The organism is Frondihabitans cladoniiphilus, from assembly GCF_039544345.1.
GTDB lineage: Bacteria > Actinomycetota > Actinomycetes > Actinomycetales > Microbacteriaceae > Frondihabitans > Frondihabitans cladoniiphilus.
Genome location: NZ_BAABLM010000002.1, coordinates 106153 through 123421 on the forward strand (window position 1 = coordinate 106153; position 17269 = coordinate 123421).

Annotated in this window: 16 protein-coding genes; 8 read left to right on the forward strand and 8 right to left on the reverse strand. The window is 69.7% G+C overall.

Annotated features, from left to right (window positions below):
* Nucleotides 1-59: 59 nt before the first annotated feature.
* Together ABEA39_RS05505 and ABEA39_RS05510 are read left to right on the forward strand one after the other, a co-directional pair.
* Complete coding sequence (locus tag ABEA39_RS05505) at nucleotides 60-2006, forward strand: glycoside hydrolase family 15 protein (RefSeq protein WP_345375268.1); 1947 nt, start codon at nucleotides 60-62, stop codon at nucleotides 2004-2006.
* A gap of 10 nt (nucleotides 2007-2016) precedes the next feature.
* On the forward strand, nucleotides 2017-2307 hold the full coding sequence (locus ABEA39_RS05510; protein ID WP_345374175.1) for a DUF7218 family protein: 291 nt from the start codon (nucleotides 2017-2019) through the stop codon (nucleotides 2305-2307).
* 6 nt (nucleotides 2308-2313) lie between these two features.
* Here the strand turns inward: ABEA39_RS05510 and ku are convergent, their stop codons facing one another.
* Nucleotides 2314-3243, reverse strand: a complete 930-nt coding sequence (gene ku, locus ABEA39_RS05515) for a non-homologous end joining protein Ku (RefSeq protein WP_345374177.1) — start codon at nucleotides 3241-3243, stop codon at nucleotides 2314-2316.
* Between the two features lie 176 nt (nucleotides 3244-3419).
* On the opposite strand from ku, the gene ABEA39_RS05520 reads away from it, so the two are divergent.
* Both ABEA39_RS05520 and ABEA39_RS05525 read left to right on the forward strand, forming a co-directional pair.
* Complete coding sequence (locus ABEA39_RS05520; protein WP_425556923.1) at nucleotides 3420-5999, forward strand: ATP-dependent DNA ligase; 2580 nt, start codon at nucleotides 3420-3422, stop codon at nucleotides 5997-5999.
* 52 nt (nucleotides 6000-6051) lie between these two features.
* Nucleotides 6052-7509, forward strand: a complete 1458-nt coding sequence (locus ABEA39_RS05525) for an MFS transporter (RefSeq protein ID WP_345374181.1) — start codon at nucleotides 6052-6054, stop codon at nucleotides 7507-7509.
* Nucleotides 7510-7590: 81 nt separating this feature from the next.
* On the opposite strand, the gene ABEA39_RS05530 is transcribed toward ABEA39_RS05525, so the two are convergent.
* Nucleotides 7591-7728 carry a hypothetical protein gene (locus ABEA39_RS05530; protein ID WP_345374183.1) on the reverse strand — a complete coding sequence of 46 codons (138 nt, stop codon included), beginning with the start codon at nucleotides 7726-7728 and terminating at the stop codon, nucleotides 7591-7593.
* A gap of 150 nt (nucleotides 7729-7878) precedes the next feature.
* Here ABEA39_RS05530 and ABEA39_RS05535 point away from each other — a divergent pair, with 150 nt between their 5' ends.
* Both ABEA39_RS05535 and ABEA39_RS05540 read left to right on the forward strand, forming a co-directional pair.
* Nucleotides 7879-8445, forward strand: coding sequence for a phosphatase PAP2 family protein (locus ABEA39_RS05535; RefSeq protein ID WP_345374185.1), 567 nt, complete (start codon nucleotides 7879-7881; stop codon nucleotides 8443-8445).
* A gap of 129 nt (nucleotides 8446-8574) precedes the next feature.
* Entirely contained in the window at nucleotides 8575-9030 is a 456-nt protein-coding gene (locus ABEA39_RS05540; RefSeq protein ID WP_345374187.1) for a MaoC/PaaZ C-terminal domain-containing protein, read from the forward strand.
* Between the two features lie 72 nt (nucleotides 9031-9102).
* Here the strand turns inward: ABEA39_RS05540 and ABEA39_RS05545 are convergent, their stop codons facing one another.
* Nucleotides 9103-9474 (reverse strand): winged helix-turn-helix transcriptional regulator, encoded by a 372-nt coding sequence (locus ABEA39_RS05545; protein WP_345374189.1) that lies wholly within the window; start codon nucleotides 9472-9474, stop codon nucleotides 9103-9105.
* A 105-nt stretch (nucleotides 9475-9579) separates the two neighbouring features.
* Between ABEA39_RS05545 and ABEA39_RS05550 the strand changes: the two genes are divergently transcribed.
* Nucleotides 9580-10443 carry an SDR family oxidoreductase gene (locus tag ABEA39_RS05550; protein ID WP_345374191.1) on the forward strand — a complete coding sequence of 288 codons (864 nt, stop codon included), beginning with the start codon at nucleotides 9580-9582 and terminating at the stop codon, nucleotides 10441-10443.
* Nucleotides 10444-10691: 248 nt separating this feature from the next.
* On the opposite strand, the gene ABEA39_RS05555 is transcribed toward ABEA39_RS05550, so the two are convergent.
* The 5 genes from ABEA39_RS05555 to ABEA39_RS05575 form a co-directional block, all read right to left on the reverse strand.
* Nucleotides 10692-10916, reverse strand: a complete 225-nt coding sequence (locus ABEA39_RS05555) for a hypothetical protein (RefSeq protein ID WP_345374193.1) — start codon at nucleotides 10914-10916, stop codon at nucleotides 10692-10694.
* A 269-nt stretch (nucleotides 10917-11185) separates the two neighbouring features.
* The gene (locus tag ABEA39_RS05560) at nucleotides 11186-12613 is read right to left on the reverse strand and encodes an MFS transporter (protein WP_345374195.1); all 1428 of its coding nucleotides are present in this window, start codon (nucleotides 12611-12613) and stop codon (nucleotides 11186-11188) included.
* A gap of 41 nt (nucleotides 12614-12654) precedes the next feature.
* Nucleotides 12655-14088, reverse strand: coding sequence for an MFS transporter (locus ABEA39_RS05565; protein ID WP_345374197.1), 1434 nt, complete (start codon nucleotides 14086-14088; stop codon nucleotides 12655-12657).
* A gap of 84 nt (nucleotides 14089-14172) precedes the next feature.
* Nucleotides 14173-14874: a histidine phosphatase family protein gene (locus tag ABEA39_RS05570; protein WP_345374199.1), complete on the reverse strand. Its 702-nt coding sequence runs from the start codon at nucleotides 14872-14874 to the stop codon at nucleotides 14173-14175.
* Nucleotides 14874-16454 (reverse strand): phospholipase D-like domain-containing protein, encoded by a 1581-nt coding sequence (locus ABEA39_RS05575; protein ID WP_345374201.1) that lies wholly within the window; start codon nucleotides 16452-16454, stop codon nucleotides 14874-14876. The genes ABEA39_RS05570 and ABEA39_RS05575 overlap by 1 nt, the downstream gene beginning before the upstream one ends.
* Nucleotides 16455-16544: 90 nt before the next feature.
* On the opposite strand from ABEA39_RS05575, the gene ABEA39_RS05580 reads away from it, so the two are divergent.
* On the forward strand, nucleotides 16545-17219 hold the full coding sequence (locus ABEA39_RS05580; protein ID WP_345374204.1) for an HAD family hydrolase: 675 nt from the start codon (nucleotides 16545-16547) through the stop codon (nucleotides 17217-17219).
* The last annotated feature ends 50 nt before the right edge of the window (nucleotides 17220-17269 follow it).

Genomic DNA, 17269 nt, shown 5'->3' on the forward strand with positions numbered 1-17269 from the left:
TGACCGACACTCTCGACCAGACTTCCCTGTCCCCCGACGACGCCCCCGACGCCTCGGGGATCGCCTGGACGAAGCCCGCGCCCCGCGAGGACGGCTACGTCGCGCTGCGGTCGTACGGCGCCATCGGCGACGGCCGAACCGTGGCCTTGATCGCCGAGGACGGCCAGATCGACTGGCTGCCGATGCCCGACCTGTACACGGAGCCCGTCTTCGCCGGTCTGCTCGACGCCGGCAAGGGCGGCCGCTTCGAGTTGCGCCCCGTGGCCGACGACTTCGAGGTCGACCGCGCGTACATCGAGGGCACCAACGTGCTGACGACCCGCTTCCGCACCGAGACCGGAACGGTCGAGATCACGGATGCACTGGTCACCGGCGTCGCCGGACGCCTGCCCTGGTCGGAACTGGTCCGGCGCATCGAAGGCATCGAGGGCTCGGTGGACCTCGCCTGGGCCGTCGTCCCCGGCAACACGTTCGGCACGAATCCGATCCAGCGCATCGACACCGTGCACGGGCCACTGCTCCGCGCCGGCGACATCAACCTCATCCTGATCGGCTCCGACCACGGACGCACCGACCCCACCGAGTCGGGCGACGGCGAGGCCGACGGGCCGCTCGATTTCCGCGGCGCCTTCACCACGAGCCCCGGTTCACGCCACATCCTCTGCCTCTGCGGCACCGACGACGAACCGATCCATCTGCCGAACGCCCCCATCGTCGACGAGGGCGTCGACCGGACGATCGACAACTGGCGCACCTGGTCCAAGGCGTTCAACTGGGACGGGCCGTGGTCGGAAGCCGTGCAGCGCTCGACGCTGGCCCTGAAACTGCTGCTCTTCAGCCCCACGGGTGCCATCGCCGCAGCCGCGACCTCGGGCCTCCCGGAGAACTTCACCGGCGGCAAGAACTGGGACTACCGCTTCGCGTGGGTCCGCGACCTCGCGTACACCGTGCAGGCGCTGTTGAACTTCGGCCTCCGCGAGGAGCCGCACGCGGCCGTCTCGTGGATCCTCAAGTCGTTGAAGGAGAACGGCCGAGAGATGCACATCTTCTTCGAGCTCGACGGGTCGCTGCCCGGCGACGTCGTGCCGACGGGGTCGGAGGGCTGGCGCGGAATCGGCCCCGTGTATTCGGGGAACCCCGCCTCCGGCCAACTTCAGCTCGGCGTCTACGCCGACATCCTCGCGATCATGAGCCAGTACGCCTCCGGCGGCAACATCATCGACGCCTCCACCGACTCGCTGCTGTGCTCGTTCGCCGACGACGCCTGCCAGCGGTGGCAGGAGAAGGACGCCGGCATGTGGGAGCTGGAGGAGCAACAGCACTACGTCTCCAGCAAGATGGGCTGCTGGCAGGCCATCGACGCCGCTCTCCACCTGGCGGAAATCGGGCAGCTGCACCCCGACCCCGACGACCTCGAGCACTGGACGAAGAACAAGCAGCTCATCGAGGAGTGGGTCGACGAGAACGGGTGGTCCGACGAGCTCGGCGCCTACGTGATGTACCCCGGCTCGGACAAGCTGGACGCCTCGGTGCTGCTCCACGCCCCGACGGGATTCGACCGCGGCGAGCGCATGTCGCGGACGATCGACGCGATCCGCGCATCCCTCGCTCGCGGCCCCCTGGTCTATCGCTACACGGGCATGGACGAAGAGGAGGGAACGTTCGTCGCCTGCGCCTTCTGGATGGCCGCGGCCCTCGCGTGCGTCGGCCGCCTCGACGAAGCGCATGCGCTAATGGACGAGCTGGTCGAGCAGCCCAACGACGTCGGGATCATGGCGGAGATGATCGCGGAGAACGGAGAGTTCCTCGGCAACCTCCCCCAGGGGCTGTCGCACCTGGCCCTCGTCAACGCGGCCATCACCATCGACGCGCTGGAGAAGAAGGCCCGCGGCGAGGACCCGGAAGACAACGCCGACGACTTCGGCCGTGACGGTTCGGGCGCCGACTCCGGCTCGGACGGCTCCACCGACGACGCCGGCACGGACAGCTCGGGCGACGCGGCGTAGGTTCTCGGGCATGGCAGCCAAGGCAACGAAAGCGGAGAAGGACAACCCGTCTCTGAAAGACCCCGACCTGTACGCCGAACTCCGGCAGGAGGGCAATTCGGAGGAGAAGTCGGCGCGCATCTCGAACGCCGCGGCCCAAAAGGGCAACAGCCGTTCGAAGGTCGGGGCCAAGGGCGGAAAGAGTGGTTCGTACGACGACTGGACCGTCGCCGACCTCAAGAAGCGCGCCAAAGAGCTCGGCCTCACCGGGTACTCGTCGAAGAAGAAGGCCGATCTCGTCGAAGAGCTCCGCGACCGCTGACCCCGGCTAGCTCGCCTTCTTCGGGGCGGCTCTCTTCTTGGCCGGGGCCTTCTTCGAAACGGTGGGATGCGCATCCCCCGTCTTCGCGGCCGGTTTCCGCTTCGACGCAGCGGGCTTCGCGGCCGTCGCACCCTTCTTCGAGGCGCGGTTCCGCTCGACGCTCCTCCGCAGCGCCTCCATCAGGTCGACGACTTCGCCGCCCTTGTCGTCGTTGCCGTCGCCGTCTTCTTCGCCGAAGGTGGCGGCGGTGTCGAGGGCCTCGCCCTCCTTCAGCTTCGCGTCGATGAGCTTCTGCAGCTCGATCTGGTAGTCGTCGCTGAAGTCGGCGGGCTCGAAGTCGTCCTCCAGGCTGTCGACGAGACTCGCCGACATGTCGAGTTCTTTGTCGCTGATCTTGACGGATTTGGCCAACGCCGGGAAGTCGGCCTGGCGCACCTCGTCGTCCCAGAGCAGCGACTGGAGCATCAGCACCTTGCCGCGCACTCGCAGCGCCCCGAGCCGCGTCTTCTGCCGGAGCGAGAAGTGGACGATGGCGGTCCGCTCGGTCTCTTCCAGAGCGCGCCTCAGCAGGACATACGCCTTCGGTGAGGTGCCGTCGGGCTCGAGGAAGTAGGACCGGTCGAACATGATCGGATCGAGCTGGTCGCTCGGCACGAACTCGAGCACGTCGATCTCGCGGCTCTTCTCCTCGGGCAGCGACTTGAGGTCGTCGTCGGTGAGCACCACGGTCTGGTCGCCGTCGTCGTAGGCCTTGTCGATGTGCTCGTAGTCGACCTTCTCGCCACAGATCTCGCAGTGCCGCTCGTAGCGGATCCGGCCGCCGTCCTTGTCGTGCACCTGATGCAGCGTGATGTCGTGGTCCTCGGTCGCCGAGTACACCTTGACGGGCACGTTGACGAGGCCGAACGTGATGGCGCCTCTCCAGATCGATCGCATGCCTGCAGTGTGGCCCGGCACCGGGCTGTGCGCCCAGCAGAGGCCACGGTCCCGCCGGTCGCCGGGGTCACCGCCCGCGGTGCGCCGGGGTACAACCTCCGTGGGCGCCGACCGACGGCGGGAGCAGCATGGGGGCATGCGAGTCGTGACCTGAGAACCGACACCGAGAGCGAGGGATGCACGTGGCATCGAGCAGAGAACGCGGCGAAAAGGTCACCATCGACGGCCACACCCTGCAACTGACCAATCTCGACAAGGTGCTCTACCCCGCCACCGGCACGACCAAGGGCGACGTGCTCGCGTATTACGCCGCCGTCGCCGAGTGGATGATCCCGCACACGGAGGGCCGCCCGGCGACCCGCAAGCGGTGGGTGAACGGTGTCGACGGCCCGGTCTTCTTCGAGAAGAACCTGGCCGACTCGACTCCCGACTGGGTGGCCCGTCACACGGTCCAGCACTCCGATCACGCCAACGACTACCCGATGGTGAACGACCTGGCCACGCTCACCTGGCTCGGGCAGATCGCCGCCCTCGAGATCCATGTGCCGCAATGGAAGTTCGGCCCGCGCGGTGCCCAACGGAACCCCGATCGGCTCGTGCTCGACCTCGACCCCGGCGAAGGCACGGGCCTGATCGAGTGCGTCGTCGTCGCCCAGGAGTTGCGGGGCATCCTCGACGGGATGGGCCTCGAGCTCGTGCCCGTCACGAGCGGGAGCAAGGGCATCCACCTGTACGCCGCTCTCGACGGGAAGCAGACCTCCGACCAGGTCAGCGAGGTCGCTCACGAGCTGGCCCGCTCGATGGAGGCCGATCACCCCGACCTGGTGCTGAGCACGATGGGCAAGCAGGATCGCCGGGGCAAGGTGTTCCTGGACTGGTCGCAGAACAGTCGGAACAAGACCACGGTGGCGCCCTACTCGCTGCGGGGGCGCGAGCATCCCACCGTCGCCGCCCCGCGCACCTGGCGCGAGCTGGCCTCGAAGTCGCTCGCGCAGCTCGACTACTCCGAGGTGCTCGCCCGTCTCAAGCGGCGCGGGGATCCTCTCGAGGGGGTCTCGGCGGGCACGCCCGTGCCGCCGGGCGAACTCGGCGCCGACATGAAGAACACCGCGCATCCCGTCGAGGCGGCGAGCGCCGCAGACACCGGAGCGCGGGATGCCCGACCCGACCGCCTCGCGAAGTACCGCTCCATGCGCGACCCCGCCAAGACGCGCGAGCCCGTTCCGGCCGAGGCTCCCCCGGCGACCGACGGCACCTCCTTCGTCATTCAGGAGCACCACGCCCGGCGCCTGCACTGGGACTTCCGGCTGGAGCACGACGGCGTGCTCGTCAGTTGGGCGCTGCCGAAGGGCGAGCCCGTCGACCCGGGCAAGAACCACCTCGCGGTGCAGACCGAGGACCACCCGCTCGAGTACGGCACCTTCGAGGGCACCATCGCCGCCGGGGAGTACGGCGCGGGCGAGGTCACGATCTGGGACTCGGGCACCTTCGAGCTGGAGAAGTGGCGCGACGGCAAGGAGGTGATCGCCGTTCTGCACGGCGAACAGCGCGGCAGTCGGCGGATCGCGCTCATCCACACCGGCCACGGCGAGGGCAAGGCGGCGCAGAACTGGCTGATCCACCGCATGGCCGACGACTACGTGAATCCGCACGAGCATCACGACTCCCGGCCTGTTCCCGCCTCTCGCGCGAGTGCGAAAAGCGTTTCCGCCCCTCCAGTGAGTGCAAAAAGTGCGGTCTCGGGGCGCTCGGGGCCACGAGAAGTGCACGCAGTCGACGATCCGATCGCGCCAATGCTCGCGACGGGCGGTTCGTCGAAGGAGACGGAGCGGGCCATCGGGGGCCCGGACGACTGGGCCTACGAGATGAAGTGGGACGGGGTGCGCGCCATCGCCACCGTGCGCGACGGGAAGACGACCCTGACGAGCCGCAACGGGAACGACATGACCGCCTCCTACCCCGAGTTCGTGCAGCTCGCGGAACGGCTGGACCTGGCCGACGGCGCGGGCGCCGTCCTCGACGGCGAGATCGTCGCCGTCGACCAGCAGGGCCGCCCCGACTTCGGACTGTTGCAGACGCGGATGAAGCTGACCCGCCCGCGCGACATCGAGCGGGTGAAGAAGGAGGCGCCGGTCCGGTTCCTCCTGTTCGACCTCCTCCGCCGAGGCGACGACGACCTGCTCGACGAGCCGTACACCGCCCGCCGAGAAGCCCTGGAGGCGCTCGTCGACGTCACGACCGAGATCGACGTGCCGCCGGCCTTCGAAGGCGACCTCGACGAGGCGATGGCCTTCTCGAAGAAACTGCGACTCGAGGGTGTCGTGGCGAAGCGCCGCGACTCGACCTACTCCCCCGGTCGCCGGTCGAAAGCGTGGATCAAACTCAAGCACCACGCCACTCAGGAGGTCGTGATCGCGGGCTGGCGGCCGGGTGCCGGTCGCCGGGCCGACGGCGTCGGGTCGTTGCTGATGGGGATCCCGGACGACGACGGCCTCCGCTACGTGGGCCGCGTCGGCACCGGCTTCAGCGACCGCGAGCTCGACGACCTCCTGGCGCAGTTCGAGCAGGTGTCCAGGAAGACGAGCCCGCTCCACGACGTCCCGAAGGCGGACGCCCGCGACGCGCACTGGATCACCCCGTCGCTGGTGGGCGAGGTCGAGTTCGCCGAGTGGACGGCGACCGGCCGCTTGCGCCAGCCGTCGTGGCGGGGCTGGCGGCCGGACAAGCGACCGGACCAGGTCGTCGTCGAGAGCTGACCGCGCAGGCCACGTAGGGTGGGGGCGGCGAGACAGCCCGCGAAGGAGATCCATGGCCGAGGCCCGCACCACCGCCGAAGGCCAGACCGCAAGCAGGGGCCCCCGGCTGGTCCTCGTGGTCGCGATTTTGGCCTCGTTCGTCGCCTTCCTCGACGGTTCCATCGTCAACGTGGCCCTGCCCGCCATCCAGCACGACCTCCGCGGCGGAGTCACCCTGCAGCAGTGGGTCGTCGACGCCTACCTCCTCACCCTCGGTTCGCTCATGCTCGTGGCCGGCTCGCTGTCCGACACGTTCGGCCGGGTCGCCATCCTCCGAGCGGGCCTGATCGGCTTCGCGGCCATGTCGCTCCTGGCCGCCTTCGCCCCGAGCGCAGGGCTCCTCATCACGGCTCGGGCGCTCCAGGGCGTCGCCGCGGCCCTCCTGGTCCCGTCGAGCCTCGCCCTGATCACCGCCACCTTCAAGGGCGCCGCGATGGCCAAGGCGATCGGCACCTGGACCGCCTGGACCGGCGTCGCGTTCCTGATCGGGCCGCTCGCGGGCGGCGCTCTCGTCGACGCGCTCTCCTGGCGCTGGGTGTTCGGCCTCGTCGTCCTGCCCGTCCTGGTCACCCTCGTGCTGATGGCGAGACTCCCGCGGGATGCACATCGCGGCTCCGACTCGCAGGCCGCCCACATCGACGTGCCGGGCGCCGTCCTGGCGGCACTCGGGCTCGCCGGGCCGGTCTACGCCCTGATCGAAGGCCAACGGGTGGGCTTCGGCGACCCGTTCGTGCTGGTGGCACTGATCGGCGGGCTGCTGTGCCTCGCGGCGTTCGTCGTCTTCGAGCGTCGGGCCGTGCATCCCATGCTGCCCCTCCGGCTCTTCTCGGTGCGGTCCTTCACCGTCGGCAATCTCGCGACGATCGGCATCTACGCGGCCACCGGGCTCGGCACCCTGCTGATCCCGCTGGTCGTGCAGGAGATCGGGCACCTGCCCGCAACCGTCTCGGGGCTGGTCACGCTGCCGGTGACGATCGTCTCGCTGCTCCTGGCGAGCTTCGTCGGAGGTCTGGCAGGACGATATGGGCCACGGCCGTTCATGTCGGCCGGGCCGTTCGTCACCGCGGCCGGGTTCCTCTGGATGCTCACGACGCGCGAGCCGCTCGACGTCTGGTGGCAGATCCTCCCCGGAGTCGTGCTGTTCGGGTTGGGCATGACGTTGACCGTCACGCCGCTGACCTCGACGGTGCTGTCGGAGATCGCGTCGACCGAGGCGGGCATCGCGTCGGCCGTCAACAACGCGATCTCGCGAGTGGCCGGACTGATCGCGGTCGCCTTCATCGGGGTCATCACCGGCGGCGTGCTCGACATCGCGGGGTTCCACCGGGTGCTGATCGTGGTCGCCGCCCTGCTGGTCGTGAGCGGGATCGTGTCGTTCGTCGGGTTGCCGAAGGGGCGACCCGCGGGCACGAGTTCCGCCACGCGGGATCAGATCGCGGGCGGAACTCGTCCTGGACCCCCGGTCAAGTGATCCGGCATCGGGGGCAGTCCGTTCACCGACCCGGGCGGCGACGAGTAGGGGTCGTCGCCGCGCCGAGCCGCGCCAGATGAGTCAGTCGGAGCCCATGGTCCGCACGTGCTCCTCGAGCCAGCCCTCCGTGACGAAGGCCAGGCCGAAGTCGCGAGCCTCTCGATCGGTCGAGTAGGTCGAGCCGTACGTGTAGCTGTCGCGAAGCGGGTCGTGGTCCATGGGATTACCTCCTGACGCCAAGCTACGGACCCGCGCGAATCCGCACGAGCCCACCTTCGGGCAGCGCTCGAACGGGGGCCAGTCGCGTGCGACCGACCGGCCCCGCCCCGGGTCGAGCGGCTTCTCGGGGCCGCGTGCTTGACTTGGTCGGTGCAGCTGAAGCCCCCGTCGTCGTCCTCGTCCCCGAGCATCCTTCCCGCCTGGATCCTCGATCTCGACAAGCGGGCGGGTCGAGTCATCAATCAGCGAGCCTCCCACCCTCGGGTCGACGGCGCGCTGCTCCGCCTCTCCACCGCCGCCAACAATGGGTTCCTCTGGTACGGAGTGGCGGCCGGTCTCGCCCTGACCGGGCCCCGGGGCCGACGCGCCGCGGTCCGGGGCCTCCTGTCGCTCGCAGGCTCGAGCGCCTTCGCCAACCTCGTCGCGAAACCCGTCTTCGGCGGAGCCCGGCCCCTCGCGGCCGACGTCCCGCTCGGCCGCCAGCTCGCGAAGTTCCCCGCGTCGGCCTCGTTCCCGTCCGGCCACACGGCGAGCGCCGCCGCCTTCGCCACCGGGGTCGCCCTCGAGAGCCCGGGCCGGGGGATCCTCGTGGCACCGCTCGCCGCCGCCCTCGCCTACTCGCGGCTGCACGTCGGGGCGCACTGGGTGAGCGACGTCACGGGTGGTGCCATGATCGGCGTCGGCGTCGCGCTGCTCGGCAAGCTCGTGCGGCGCTGACCCGTCCCCTCCCCTGGCGCAAATGTCGAGCGATCCGGCTCGGCGGGCCGCACCAGCGCCCGGGTTTCCGGGCCCCGACCGCCGAAACACTCGCGATTTGCGCACGCACCTGCGTGGAAGACTGGTCGGATGCCCCACTATCTCGAAGACCTCGAGGCCGGACAGACCTTCGTCACCCCCGGCCGCACCCTCACCGAAGCCGACGTCGTGTCGTTCGCGGCCTGGACCAACGACAACAACCAGGTCCACACCGACGTGGAGTTCGCCTCGAAGACGCGCTACGGCCAGCGGATCGTGCACGGCATGCTCGGCGCCTCGCTCTGCCTCGGCCTGATCGCCCGGACCGGCGTGTTCGAGGGCTCGGCCGTCGCCCTCCTCGGCATCGACCAGTGGACCTTCCCGCTGCCGATCTTCATCGGCGACACGGTCACCTGCACGGTCGAGATCCTGTCGACCCGTCTCACGAGCAAGGGCACGACCGGCATCGTCGAGCGGCAGGTCACCTTGCGCAACCAACGCGGTGAGACGGTGCAGACGGGGCGGATGGACCTGATGGTGCTGACGCGGGCCTCGGCTCTGGCCTGAGGCGTGCATCCCCCGCTCTGATCGGCCTTTCGATCGCGGCTGACGAGCGCGCGGCTGGCGAGCGCGGCGCAGTCAGCGAGCGACCATGGCCTCGGCGTTGTCGGCGATCCAGTCCATGAGCGGCAGCAGGCGAAGGGCGGCCTCGCGCCCGAGCGGGGTCAGGCTGTAGTCGACCCGCGGCGGGATGCTCGGCTGCGCATCGCGATTTACCAGACCGTCGGCCTCGAAGGTCCGGAGCGTCGACGCCAGCATCTTCTCGCTGATGCCCTCCACCTCGCGCCGCAACTCGCCCCAGCGGAGCGACCCCTGCTCGAGCGAGAGCAGCACCAGCACACCCCACTTGCTCGTGATGTGCGTGAGAACGGTGCGCGTCGGGCAATCGGCCGGGTACTTCTCTGCGGTGATTCCGGGTCGGGTCCGGGACACGGCGAAACTGACGTCCATTCCACTAGCTTACAAAATAGTGCGTACCCCACGATGGGAAGGTGGGATGCGCGACCGTCGTTGCATCCACCGAACACCCCCTCGCACCCCACCGAAAGGATGGCCATGTCCATCATCGTCACCGCCTCCACCGGCCAGCTCGGCGCCCTCGTCGTCGACGCCCTCCTCGCCCGCGGCGCGGCTCCCGCCGACGTCGTCGCCACCGCCCGCAACGCCTCGAAACTGCAGGCTTTCGCCGACAAGGGCGTCACGACCGCCGCCCTCGACTACACGAAGCCCGAGACCGTGACCGCTGTCGTGAAGCCGGGCGACACCCTCGTCCTCATCTCGGGCTCCGACCTGGGCAAGCGTGTCGAGCAGCACTCCGCCGTCATCCAGGCCGCGAAGGACGCCGGCATCGCCCGTATCGTCTACACGAGCGCCCCTGCTGCCGACGACACCGCGCTCATCCTCGCCCCCGAGCACAAGGCGACCGAGGAGTTCTTGATCGGCTCCGGAGTGCCGTTCACCATCCTCCGCAACGGCTGGTACACCGAGAACTACGTGAGCCAGATCGCCGCCGGCCGCGACCACGGCGAGCTCGTGGCCAGCGTCGGCGACGGTCGGGTCGCCAGCGCCAGCCGCTCTGACTACGCGGAGGCCGCCGCGGTCGCCGCCCTCGACGCCTCCACCGCGGGCAAGACCTACGAGCTCTCCGGCGACTACGCCTGGAGCTTCGACGAGCTCGCCGCCGCCGTCTCGGGCATCGTCGGCAAGCCGGTGTCGTACCGTGCCGTGTCGCCGGCGGAGCACGCCGAGATCCTTAAGGGCGCCGGACTCGACGAGGGCACCGTCGGCTTCGTCGTCGGGCTCGACGGCAACATCCGCGACGGCCTCCTCGCTGTCACCACGGGCGAACTGAAGGAGCTCATCGGGCACCCGACGGTGCCGCTCGCCGAGGGCCTCGCTGCCGCTGCGCCGGCCGCGTAGCCTGCGCCGCACAGGACCTGCTCCCGCTCGTCGACTCCAGAACACGCTGCTCACGTTCGAAGGTGAGCAGCGTGTTCTGGAGTCACGAGCAGAGGGATGCGCTGCCGCCTCCAGAAAAGGCGCCTGCCGCCGAAGTTGAGCGGCATGTCCTGGAGTCGAGCCCTAGGAAGCATGGCTCGCCCCCAACGAAACGCACGAACGCGCCGCCCCTCTCACGAGAGGGGCGGCGCGTTCGTGCGGGGCAGGCGTCAGGCGCTCAGCGGCAGCAGCATCCCCCGGATGTTCCAGAACTCGGCCTCGGCGGATTCGGCGTCGAGACGCCCCTCGTCGACGGCGGTGGAGACGCGGAACAGCTCGATACGGCGCTCGGCCCGCTCGCGCGGCGTGTAGGTCGTGTCGTTGTCGATGGCCTTCGAAGCCGCCAGCCGGGCGATGATGGCGTCCTTGGTCCAACGGTGGGTGATGGTGCTCATGTCGTGCCCCTTTCCAGCGGTTCGATGAGTGGTGAGTCGGTTTGCAGTGGTGAGTCGGTGCGGGGTGGTGATTCGGTGTGGAATCGTCCGCGATCCGCGGGTGCGGATCGTTATCTTTCCGCAACCCTATGCGCGCCTCACGCTATTGCGCTCACCCCCGAACGGGTATCGCGGTTAACGTTTCATGACGGGCGGACGGCCACGACGTTTCGCCGTCCTCCCTTCTGCCGACACGCGGCGACACAGGCGGAAACAGAGCCGTCGGGGGCCTATTCCGCCAGTCGGGCCCGGGTGCCCTGGCGCAGTTTGAGGATGCTCACGACGACCGACAGCGCTGCCCCCAGAACGGCCACGGCCAGCGCTCCGTTGGCCGCGCTCGCCTGCGAAGCCGCGGAGGCGGCCGAGGCTCCCCCGAGCACCAGCGCCATGCTCACGGCCCCGCTACCGGCGGACTGCGCCAGAGTGCGGTTCACATTGAGGATCCCCGCCGCACTCGAGGCGTACTTCATCGGAGTGGCGCCCATCATGTCGCGGTTGTTGGGCGACTGGAAGATGCCGAAACCGAGGCCGGCGAGGGCCGTGCTCGCGAGGACCTGCCAGACCGGAGGGTGACTGCCGAGCAGCACGAGGGCGAGGAGGCCGAGGGTGAAGATCGAGAGGCCGATGACGGCGAGCAGCATCGACGAGACGCGGTCGGCGAGGCGCCCCGAGATCGGGGCGACGAAGACGATGATCACCGGCCAGGGCGTGAACAGCAGCGCCGACTCGAGCGGAGACGCGTGGAAGGCCGTCTGGAACAGGAACGGCAGGGCGATGAACGCGACGCCCTGACCGAAGAACGACCAGAACGCGGTCAGCACCGCCAGCGAGAAACGGCCGGTGAACATGTCGAGGGGGATGATCGGCCGCGGCACCCGGCGCTCGACTCGCACGAACCGCCAGATGCAGACCGCACACACGGCGAGGAGCACGACCGCGACCCACAGCTGCGACGAGTCGGCGAGCTGGTGGACCCCGAGCAGGAACGACGCGATCGCCGCCGCGGCCCAGAGCGCGCCCCGGAGGTCGTAGTCGCCCCGCGGCGGCTGCACGTGCGGCATGGCGAGCCCCGCGATGATCGCCGAGACGACGCCGATCGGCACGTTGATGAGAAAGAGCCAGGGCCAGGTCAGATGGGCGAGGATGATGCCGCCCAGCGTCGGACCGGCGCTGATGCCCAGCGCGACGACCATGGCGTTCAATCCGAGCACGAAGCCGAGGCGCTCGGGCGGGAAGAACCGCCGGTAGAGCGGGATCGCGACGGCGAAGATCATCGCGGCGCCGATGCCCTGGACCACGCGGGCGGTGATCAGCCAGTCGAGAGTCGGCGACACGGCGCACCAGAGCGACGCCGCGGTGAAGATCGGCGTGCCGATGACGAACAGTCGCTTGCGGCCCACCTGGTCGGCGAGGCCGCTCATGGCGGGAATGCTGCACGACACGGCGAGGAGGAAGGCCGTCGCGACCCACACGGCGTCGGACGGGCTGACGCGCAGGTCGTGCGAGAGCTGGGGAAGCGCGACGTTGACGATCGAGGAGTCGATGTTGGCCATCAGCATGGTCAGCAGGATGGCGACCATGCAGACGTTGCGGCGGACGTTCGACAGGGCGATGGGCGCCGCCGGTGAAGCCGTCGCGTCCGCTCGTGTCTCCGTCATCGATTCCAGCCTAAGCCCCGCAGACGCACCCTCTTCCTGCGCTACTTGCGCGCCGTCAACCCGCCGCCGGCATCGGGTGCCAGCCGCCAGGCCGGAATGAGCGCGATCAGGAGGATCGCCGCGACGGCCAGGAATGCGAAGTCGTAGGCGAAGCTGCCACCCGAGGCCGTTCCCCGGGCCAGCGCCGAGCCCGCCGCGATCGCCACGGCACCGAGCGCGATCCCGCTGCCGATCGCGATCTGCTGCACGGTCGAGTCGAGCACGTTGGCGCCCGTCATCTGCACCTTCTCGACGTCCGCGTAGGTGATCGTGTTGTAGGCCGTGAAACCCACCGAGCGGGCAGCGCCGGAGACGATCAGCACGACCACGATCAGCACGAACGGCGTCGACGGGTGGAAGAAGGCCATGGCGACCAGGCAGGCCACGCCGACGAGGTGCGCCGCGACGAGCAGCCGTCGGAAGCCGAAGGTGCGCAGCAGCCAGGTCGTCGTCGGCTTGACGGCCAGGTTGCCGGCGAAGAGGAACAGCACGGCGCTGCCCGCCTCGACAGGTGTCCAGCCGAAGGCGCCCTGGAAGAGCAGAGGCAGGATGAACGGCACCGAGCTGACCACGAAGCGGTACAGCGAACCGCCGCTCAGGGTCACCCGATAGGTCGGGATCCGGAGGAGCCGCAGATCGACGAACGGCCGAGCGGTCGTCAGCACGTGGCGCACGGCCAGACCGATCAGTACGAGCCCGACGACCGCCGAGGCGATGGTCTGGACGACGTCGACCGGCGTGAGCGTCAGGAGGGTCGTCGCCCAGACGAGCGCAGCGATGCCCACCGAGGTCAGCGACAGGCCGAGCCAGTCGGGCGGGGTCGGCACGTGTTCGCTCTGAGGGTCGGCCTCGGGCCCCGGCACGATGAGGAACGCGGCGACGAAGCCGATCGCGCCGAGTGGCAGGTTGACCAGGAAGATCCAGTGCCACGACGCGTAGGTCGTCAGCAGCCCGCCGAGGAAGGGCGCGATGATCGGGGCAACCAGAGCCGGCCACGTCAACGTCGCCACGGCTTTGATCAGATTCTCTTTCGAGGTGGCGCGGAGCACGGTCATCCGGCCGACCGGGACCATCATCGCTCCCCCGATGCCCTGGACGATCCGCGCGATCACGAGCACCCCGAGCCCCTGGCTCAGAGCACAGGCGACCGACGCCAGCGTGAAGAGGGCGATGGCGACCAGCAGGATGCGGCGCGAACCGAACCGGTCGGCCAGCCAGCCGCTCACCGGAATGAGGATCGCGACCGTCATGACGTAGGCCGTGATCGCGACGCCGACCGACGCGGCGTCCACCGCGAAGTCGCGCGCGATGCTCGGTGCGGCCGTCGTGACGATCGTGGAGTCGAGGTTCTCCATGAAGAAGCACCCCGCGACCAGCAGGGCGAGCGACTGCGGACCGCCCAGACGACGACGGGCCACGGTCGGAGTGGCGGTCATCGGGGGGCTCGGAACGTCGACGTCATCCCCTCCAGTATGGACCGCTCCGGCAATGTCACGACATGTTCGACACGACGAGCGGGGTCACGAGGATGCCCGTCCCTCCCCCGTCGGGTCTTCGGCGGTCTCGTCGTGCAGCTCTCGGCCTCCCACCGGCCCGGCATGCCACTCGTCGAGCTTCCACCGCCCGGCGCCGCGGCCGCCCGGGTCGACCGAGCCGAGGACGGCGGCCCCCGTGTTGTCGAGCTGGTGCTCGACCGCGAACTCGGCGCCGGTGTCGATGCAGCGCGCCGCGACCCAGACCCGGATCGCGGCACCGTGACTGACCGCCACCACGGTCGAGCCGCCGGCGGCGAGGATCGTGTCGACGGCGTCGTCGTAGCGGCGGAAGAACTCGTGCCCGTTCTCGCCGCCGGGGTTCCGCACCCCGAGGTCTCCGCGCGCCCAGGCCAGACAGGTCGAGTCGTACCGCCCCTGGGAGGTGGGGTCGTCGAGCATCTCCAGATCGCCCGCGGCGATCTCGCGCAGACCGTCGAGGACCGTCGGAGAAAGACCAGTCGCCGCCGCGAGGGGTGCGGCAGTGAGCTGCGTGCGCACGAGGGTCGAGACCCACAGGCGCTCGACGGGCAGGTGGCCGTCGAGCGAGGCGAGGCTCGTGAGGCCGGTCGGCGCTTCGGCCGCCTGCCGATGGCCGAGCCCGGTGAGGCCGGCACCCGGCACGGCCGTGTCGAGCTGGCCGAGGACGTTGGCGGGGGTCTGACCGTGCCGCAGGAGGACGAGGCGCATCAGTCGGCCTGCACCGGGAGGGTGGCGAGGTTCTGCCAGTCGTGGAGGAAGATCCGGTCGAAGTAGGCGGCCGCCTCCGAGCTCTCGAGGATCACGCCGGCGTCGCGGTTCGACAGCACCCCGGCGGAGGACCAGTTCTGGCTGCTGACCAGGACGCGCGCACCGTCGACCACCATGCCCTTGTTGTGCACGTTGTTCTGCAGCCGGACGGCCGCCGCCACGTCGAGACCGGCGCTCTGGAGCTGCTCGAGGTAGCCCGCCGACTCGAACTCGCTCATCACGATCTTGACGTCCACCCCGGCCTTCTGCCGGGCGATCACGGCCGCGACCAGGTCGGCGAACGGCTGGGTGGCGGGCGAGGCCGTCTTCGGCAGCTCGATGTATTGGAACTGCAGGTGCAGCGTCGTCGTGGCGCTCTCGACGAGCTTCGTGACGGCATCGACGTAGACACCGGGATCGGGGGTGAGCAGCGGCGTGACGGTGGTCGGCCCGGCGATGGTGGTCGACGGGAAGAACTGGGTGAAAGGCGGCGTCTGCGCCGCGGGGCGGACGAAGGCCGGTTCGATGACCTCGCCGACGGTCGGCGACACGTTGTGCGCGGCAGCAACCTCGTGGTCGTGCTTCAGGAACGCCTCGTAGACGCCCGCCAGCCCCGCGTCGTCGACCACGACGTGCCAGTCCCGGTCGCCGGCTCGAGCCGCAGCGGCGTCGGCCGGATTCGTGGTCGGCGCGATGTCGGGCTGGTTCGAATTGTTCCAGTTGCCGCTCGAGAGCCAGACGGCCTTCGAATCTCGGACGGCGACCTTCATGTGATACGCGGTGGGGAAGATCCACGCCGACGCCTTCGGGTCCATCCGCTCCAGCGCCCAGGCCTGCTCGAAGCTCGACCCGAGAGCCTGGTCGAGGGCGGCGACGGTCTGCTCGTCGGTCTGGTCGGCCGTCGGATTCTTCGCCGGGTGGTCGAGCACCAGGGTGACCGCCTTGCCCGCGGCCGCCTTCTCGAACGCCGCCAGCACGTGCGCCGAGGTGAAGTCGTACAGCCCGATGGTGAGTGACGACGCCGTGCCCTGGAGGAACGCGGCAAGAGTGGCCCACCCGGTGTCGGGGCTGGCGCTCAGCGTGATCGGCCCCTCGACCACCACCGACGCGAGCGAGGCACCGGCCGGCCCGGTGTAGGGCAGTTGCGGCTTGGAGGCTGCCGCCGACACGGCGAGCGGTGGGATGCCCGGCTCGACCCTGGCGGTCACCCCCGCGCTCATCACCCGCACCTCGTCGCCGAACTCCGGCACCGAGCCCAAGTCGGGGCTCGTGCCGGCCAGGCGGGCGTACGCCGCAGGGTCGGTCAGGCGGAGCGCCTTCCGCTCCGAGGCGATCCGCACGTCGACCGGGAGCCCCTCGATCTCGGCGGGCAGCGCCGGTGCCGGAGACCCGGCCGCCACGGTCGCCACGGTCGCCACGATGGCCGGGGTGCCGGTGAGCACGCCGTCGCGCAGGAGGAAACCCGGCCGCAGGCTCAGGACCCCGGGAAGCGCCAGCGCTGCGGCATGGCGGCCGATCACGGTCGAGACGTCGTCTGTCATGTCGCCCACGGTAGGCGGGACGACCGACATCCGACGTGAATTCCCGGTGAGCGCCGGGCATCCCCCGGACTTTCGCGATAGGACGAAGGCATGAAGAAACCCCTTGCCGTCCTGTTCGACATCGACGAGACACTCGTCCACACCGGCGGCGCAGGGGGCAAGAGCTGGGCGCTGGCCTTCGACGACCTCCACAGGGTCGAAGCGGACATCGGCGCGCACTCGTCCGCGGGCGAGACGGACCCGCAGGTGGGCCGGGCGACGTTCAAGGCGGTGCTCCACCGCGATCCCACGAACGAGGAGATGTCGCAGCTCTATTCGCGCTACCTGTGGCATCTGAACGACGTGATCCGTGCATCCCCGGGGTACAAGGTCTTCGACGGGGTCGACGACACGCTGACCAAGCTGACCGAGGCCGGCGTCATCCTCGGCATCATCTCGGGAGCCATGGAAGGCGCCGCTCGGACCAAGATGGAGCCCGGCCATCTCGGTCGCTACTTCGTCTTCGGCGGATACGGCTCCGACAATCCCGACCGTGACGAGGCCACCCGGATCGCCATCCACAAGGCGTCTCTCCTCCACGGACGCGACCTCGCGAAAGAAGAGGTGTTCGTCGTCGGCGACACCCCGCACGACATCACGTCGGCGCATGCGGCGGGCGCGACCGGCATCGGCTGCGCCACCGGCCACTACACGGCGGACCAGCTCCGAGAGGCCGGCGCCGACGCCGTGCTCACGAGCCTCACGGAGGCGTTCCCCGGGCTCTGACCCGGCGATTCCGATTCATCCGAAGGGCGGACCTTCCCCGGCCCGGGGCG

Bases quoted from the DNA above. Each gene is read 5' to 3' on its own strand.
- ABEA39_RS05575 (WP_345374201.1), bottom strand. From the start codon at position 16,454: ATGACAGACGACGTCTCGACCGTGATCGGCCGCCATGCCGCAGCGCTG.
- ABEA39_RS05555 (WP_345374193.1), bottom strand. From the start codon at position 10,916: ATGAGCACCATCACCCACCGTTGGACCAAGGACGCCATCATCGCCCGG.
- ku (WP_345374177.1), bottom strand. From the start codon at position 3,243: ATGCGATCGATCTGGAGAGGCGCCATCACGTTCGGCCTCGTCAACGTG.
- ABEA39_RS05530 (WP_345374183.1), bottom strand. From the start codon at position 7,728: ATGGACCACGACCCGCTTCGCGACAGCTACACGTACGGCTCGACCTAC.
- ABEA39_RS05520 (WP_425556923.1), top strand. From the start codon at position 3,420: ATGCACGTGGCATCGAGCAGAGAACGCGGCGAAAAGGTCACCATCGAC.
- ABEA39_RS05545 (WP_345374189.1), bottom strand. From the start codon at position 9,474: ATGGACGTCAGTTTCGCCGTGTCCCGGACCCGACCCGGAATCACCGCA.
- ABEA39_RS05540 (WP_345374187.1), top strand. From the start codon at position 8,575: ATGCCCCACTATCTCGAAGACCTCGAGGCCGGACAGACCTTCGTCACC.
- ABEA39_RS05510 (WP_345374175.1), top strand. From the start codon at position 2,017: ATGGCAGCCAAGGCAACGAAAGCGGAGAAGGACAACCCGTCTCTGAAA.
- ABEA39_RS05570 (WP_345374199.1), bottom strand. From the start codon at position 14,874: ATGCGCCTCGTCCTCCTGCGGCACGGTCAGACCCCCGCCAACGTCCTC.
- ABEA39_RS05525 (WP_345374181.1), top strand. From the start codon at position 6,052: ATGGCCGAGGCCCGCACCACCGCCGAAGGCCAGACCGCAAGCAGGGGC.
- ABEA39_RS05565 (WP_345374197.1), bottom strand. From the start codon at position 14,088: ATGACCGCCACTCCGACCGTGGCCCGTCGTCGTCTGGGCGGTCCGCAG.
- ABEA39_RS05560 (WP_345374195.1), bottom strand. From the start codon at position 12,613: ATGACGGAGACACGAGCGGACGCGACGGCTTCACCGGCGGCGCCCATC.
- ABEA39_RS05580 (WP_345374204.1), top strand. From the start codon at position 16,545: ATGAAGAAACCCCTTGCCGTCCTGTTCGACATCGACGAGACACTCGTC.
- ABEA39_RS05550 (WP_345374191.1), top strand. From the start codon at position 9,580: ATGTCCATCATCGTCACCGCCTCCACCGGCCAGCTCGGCGCCCTCGTC.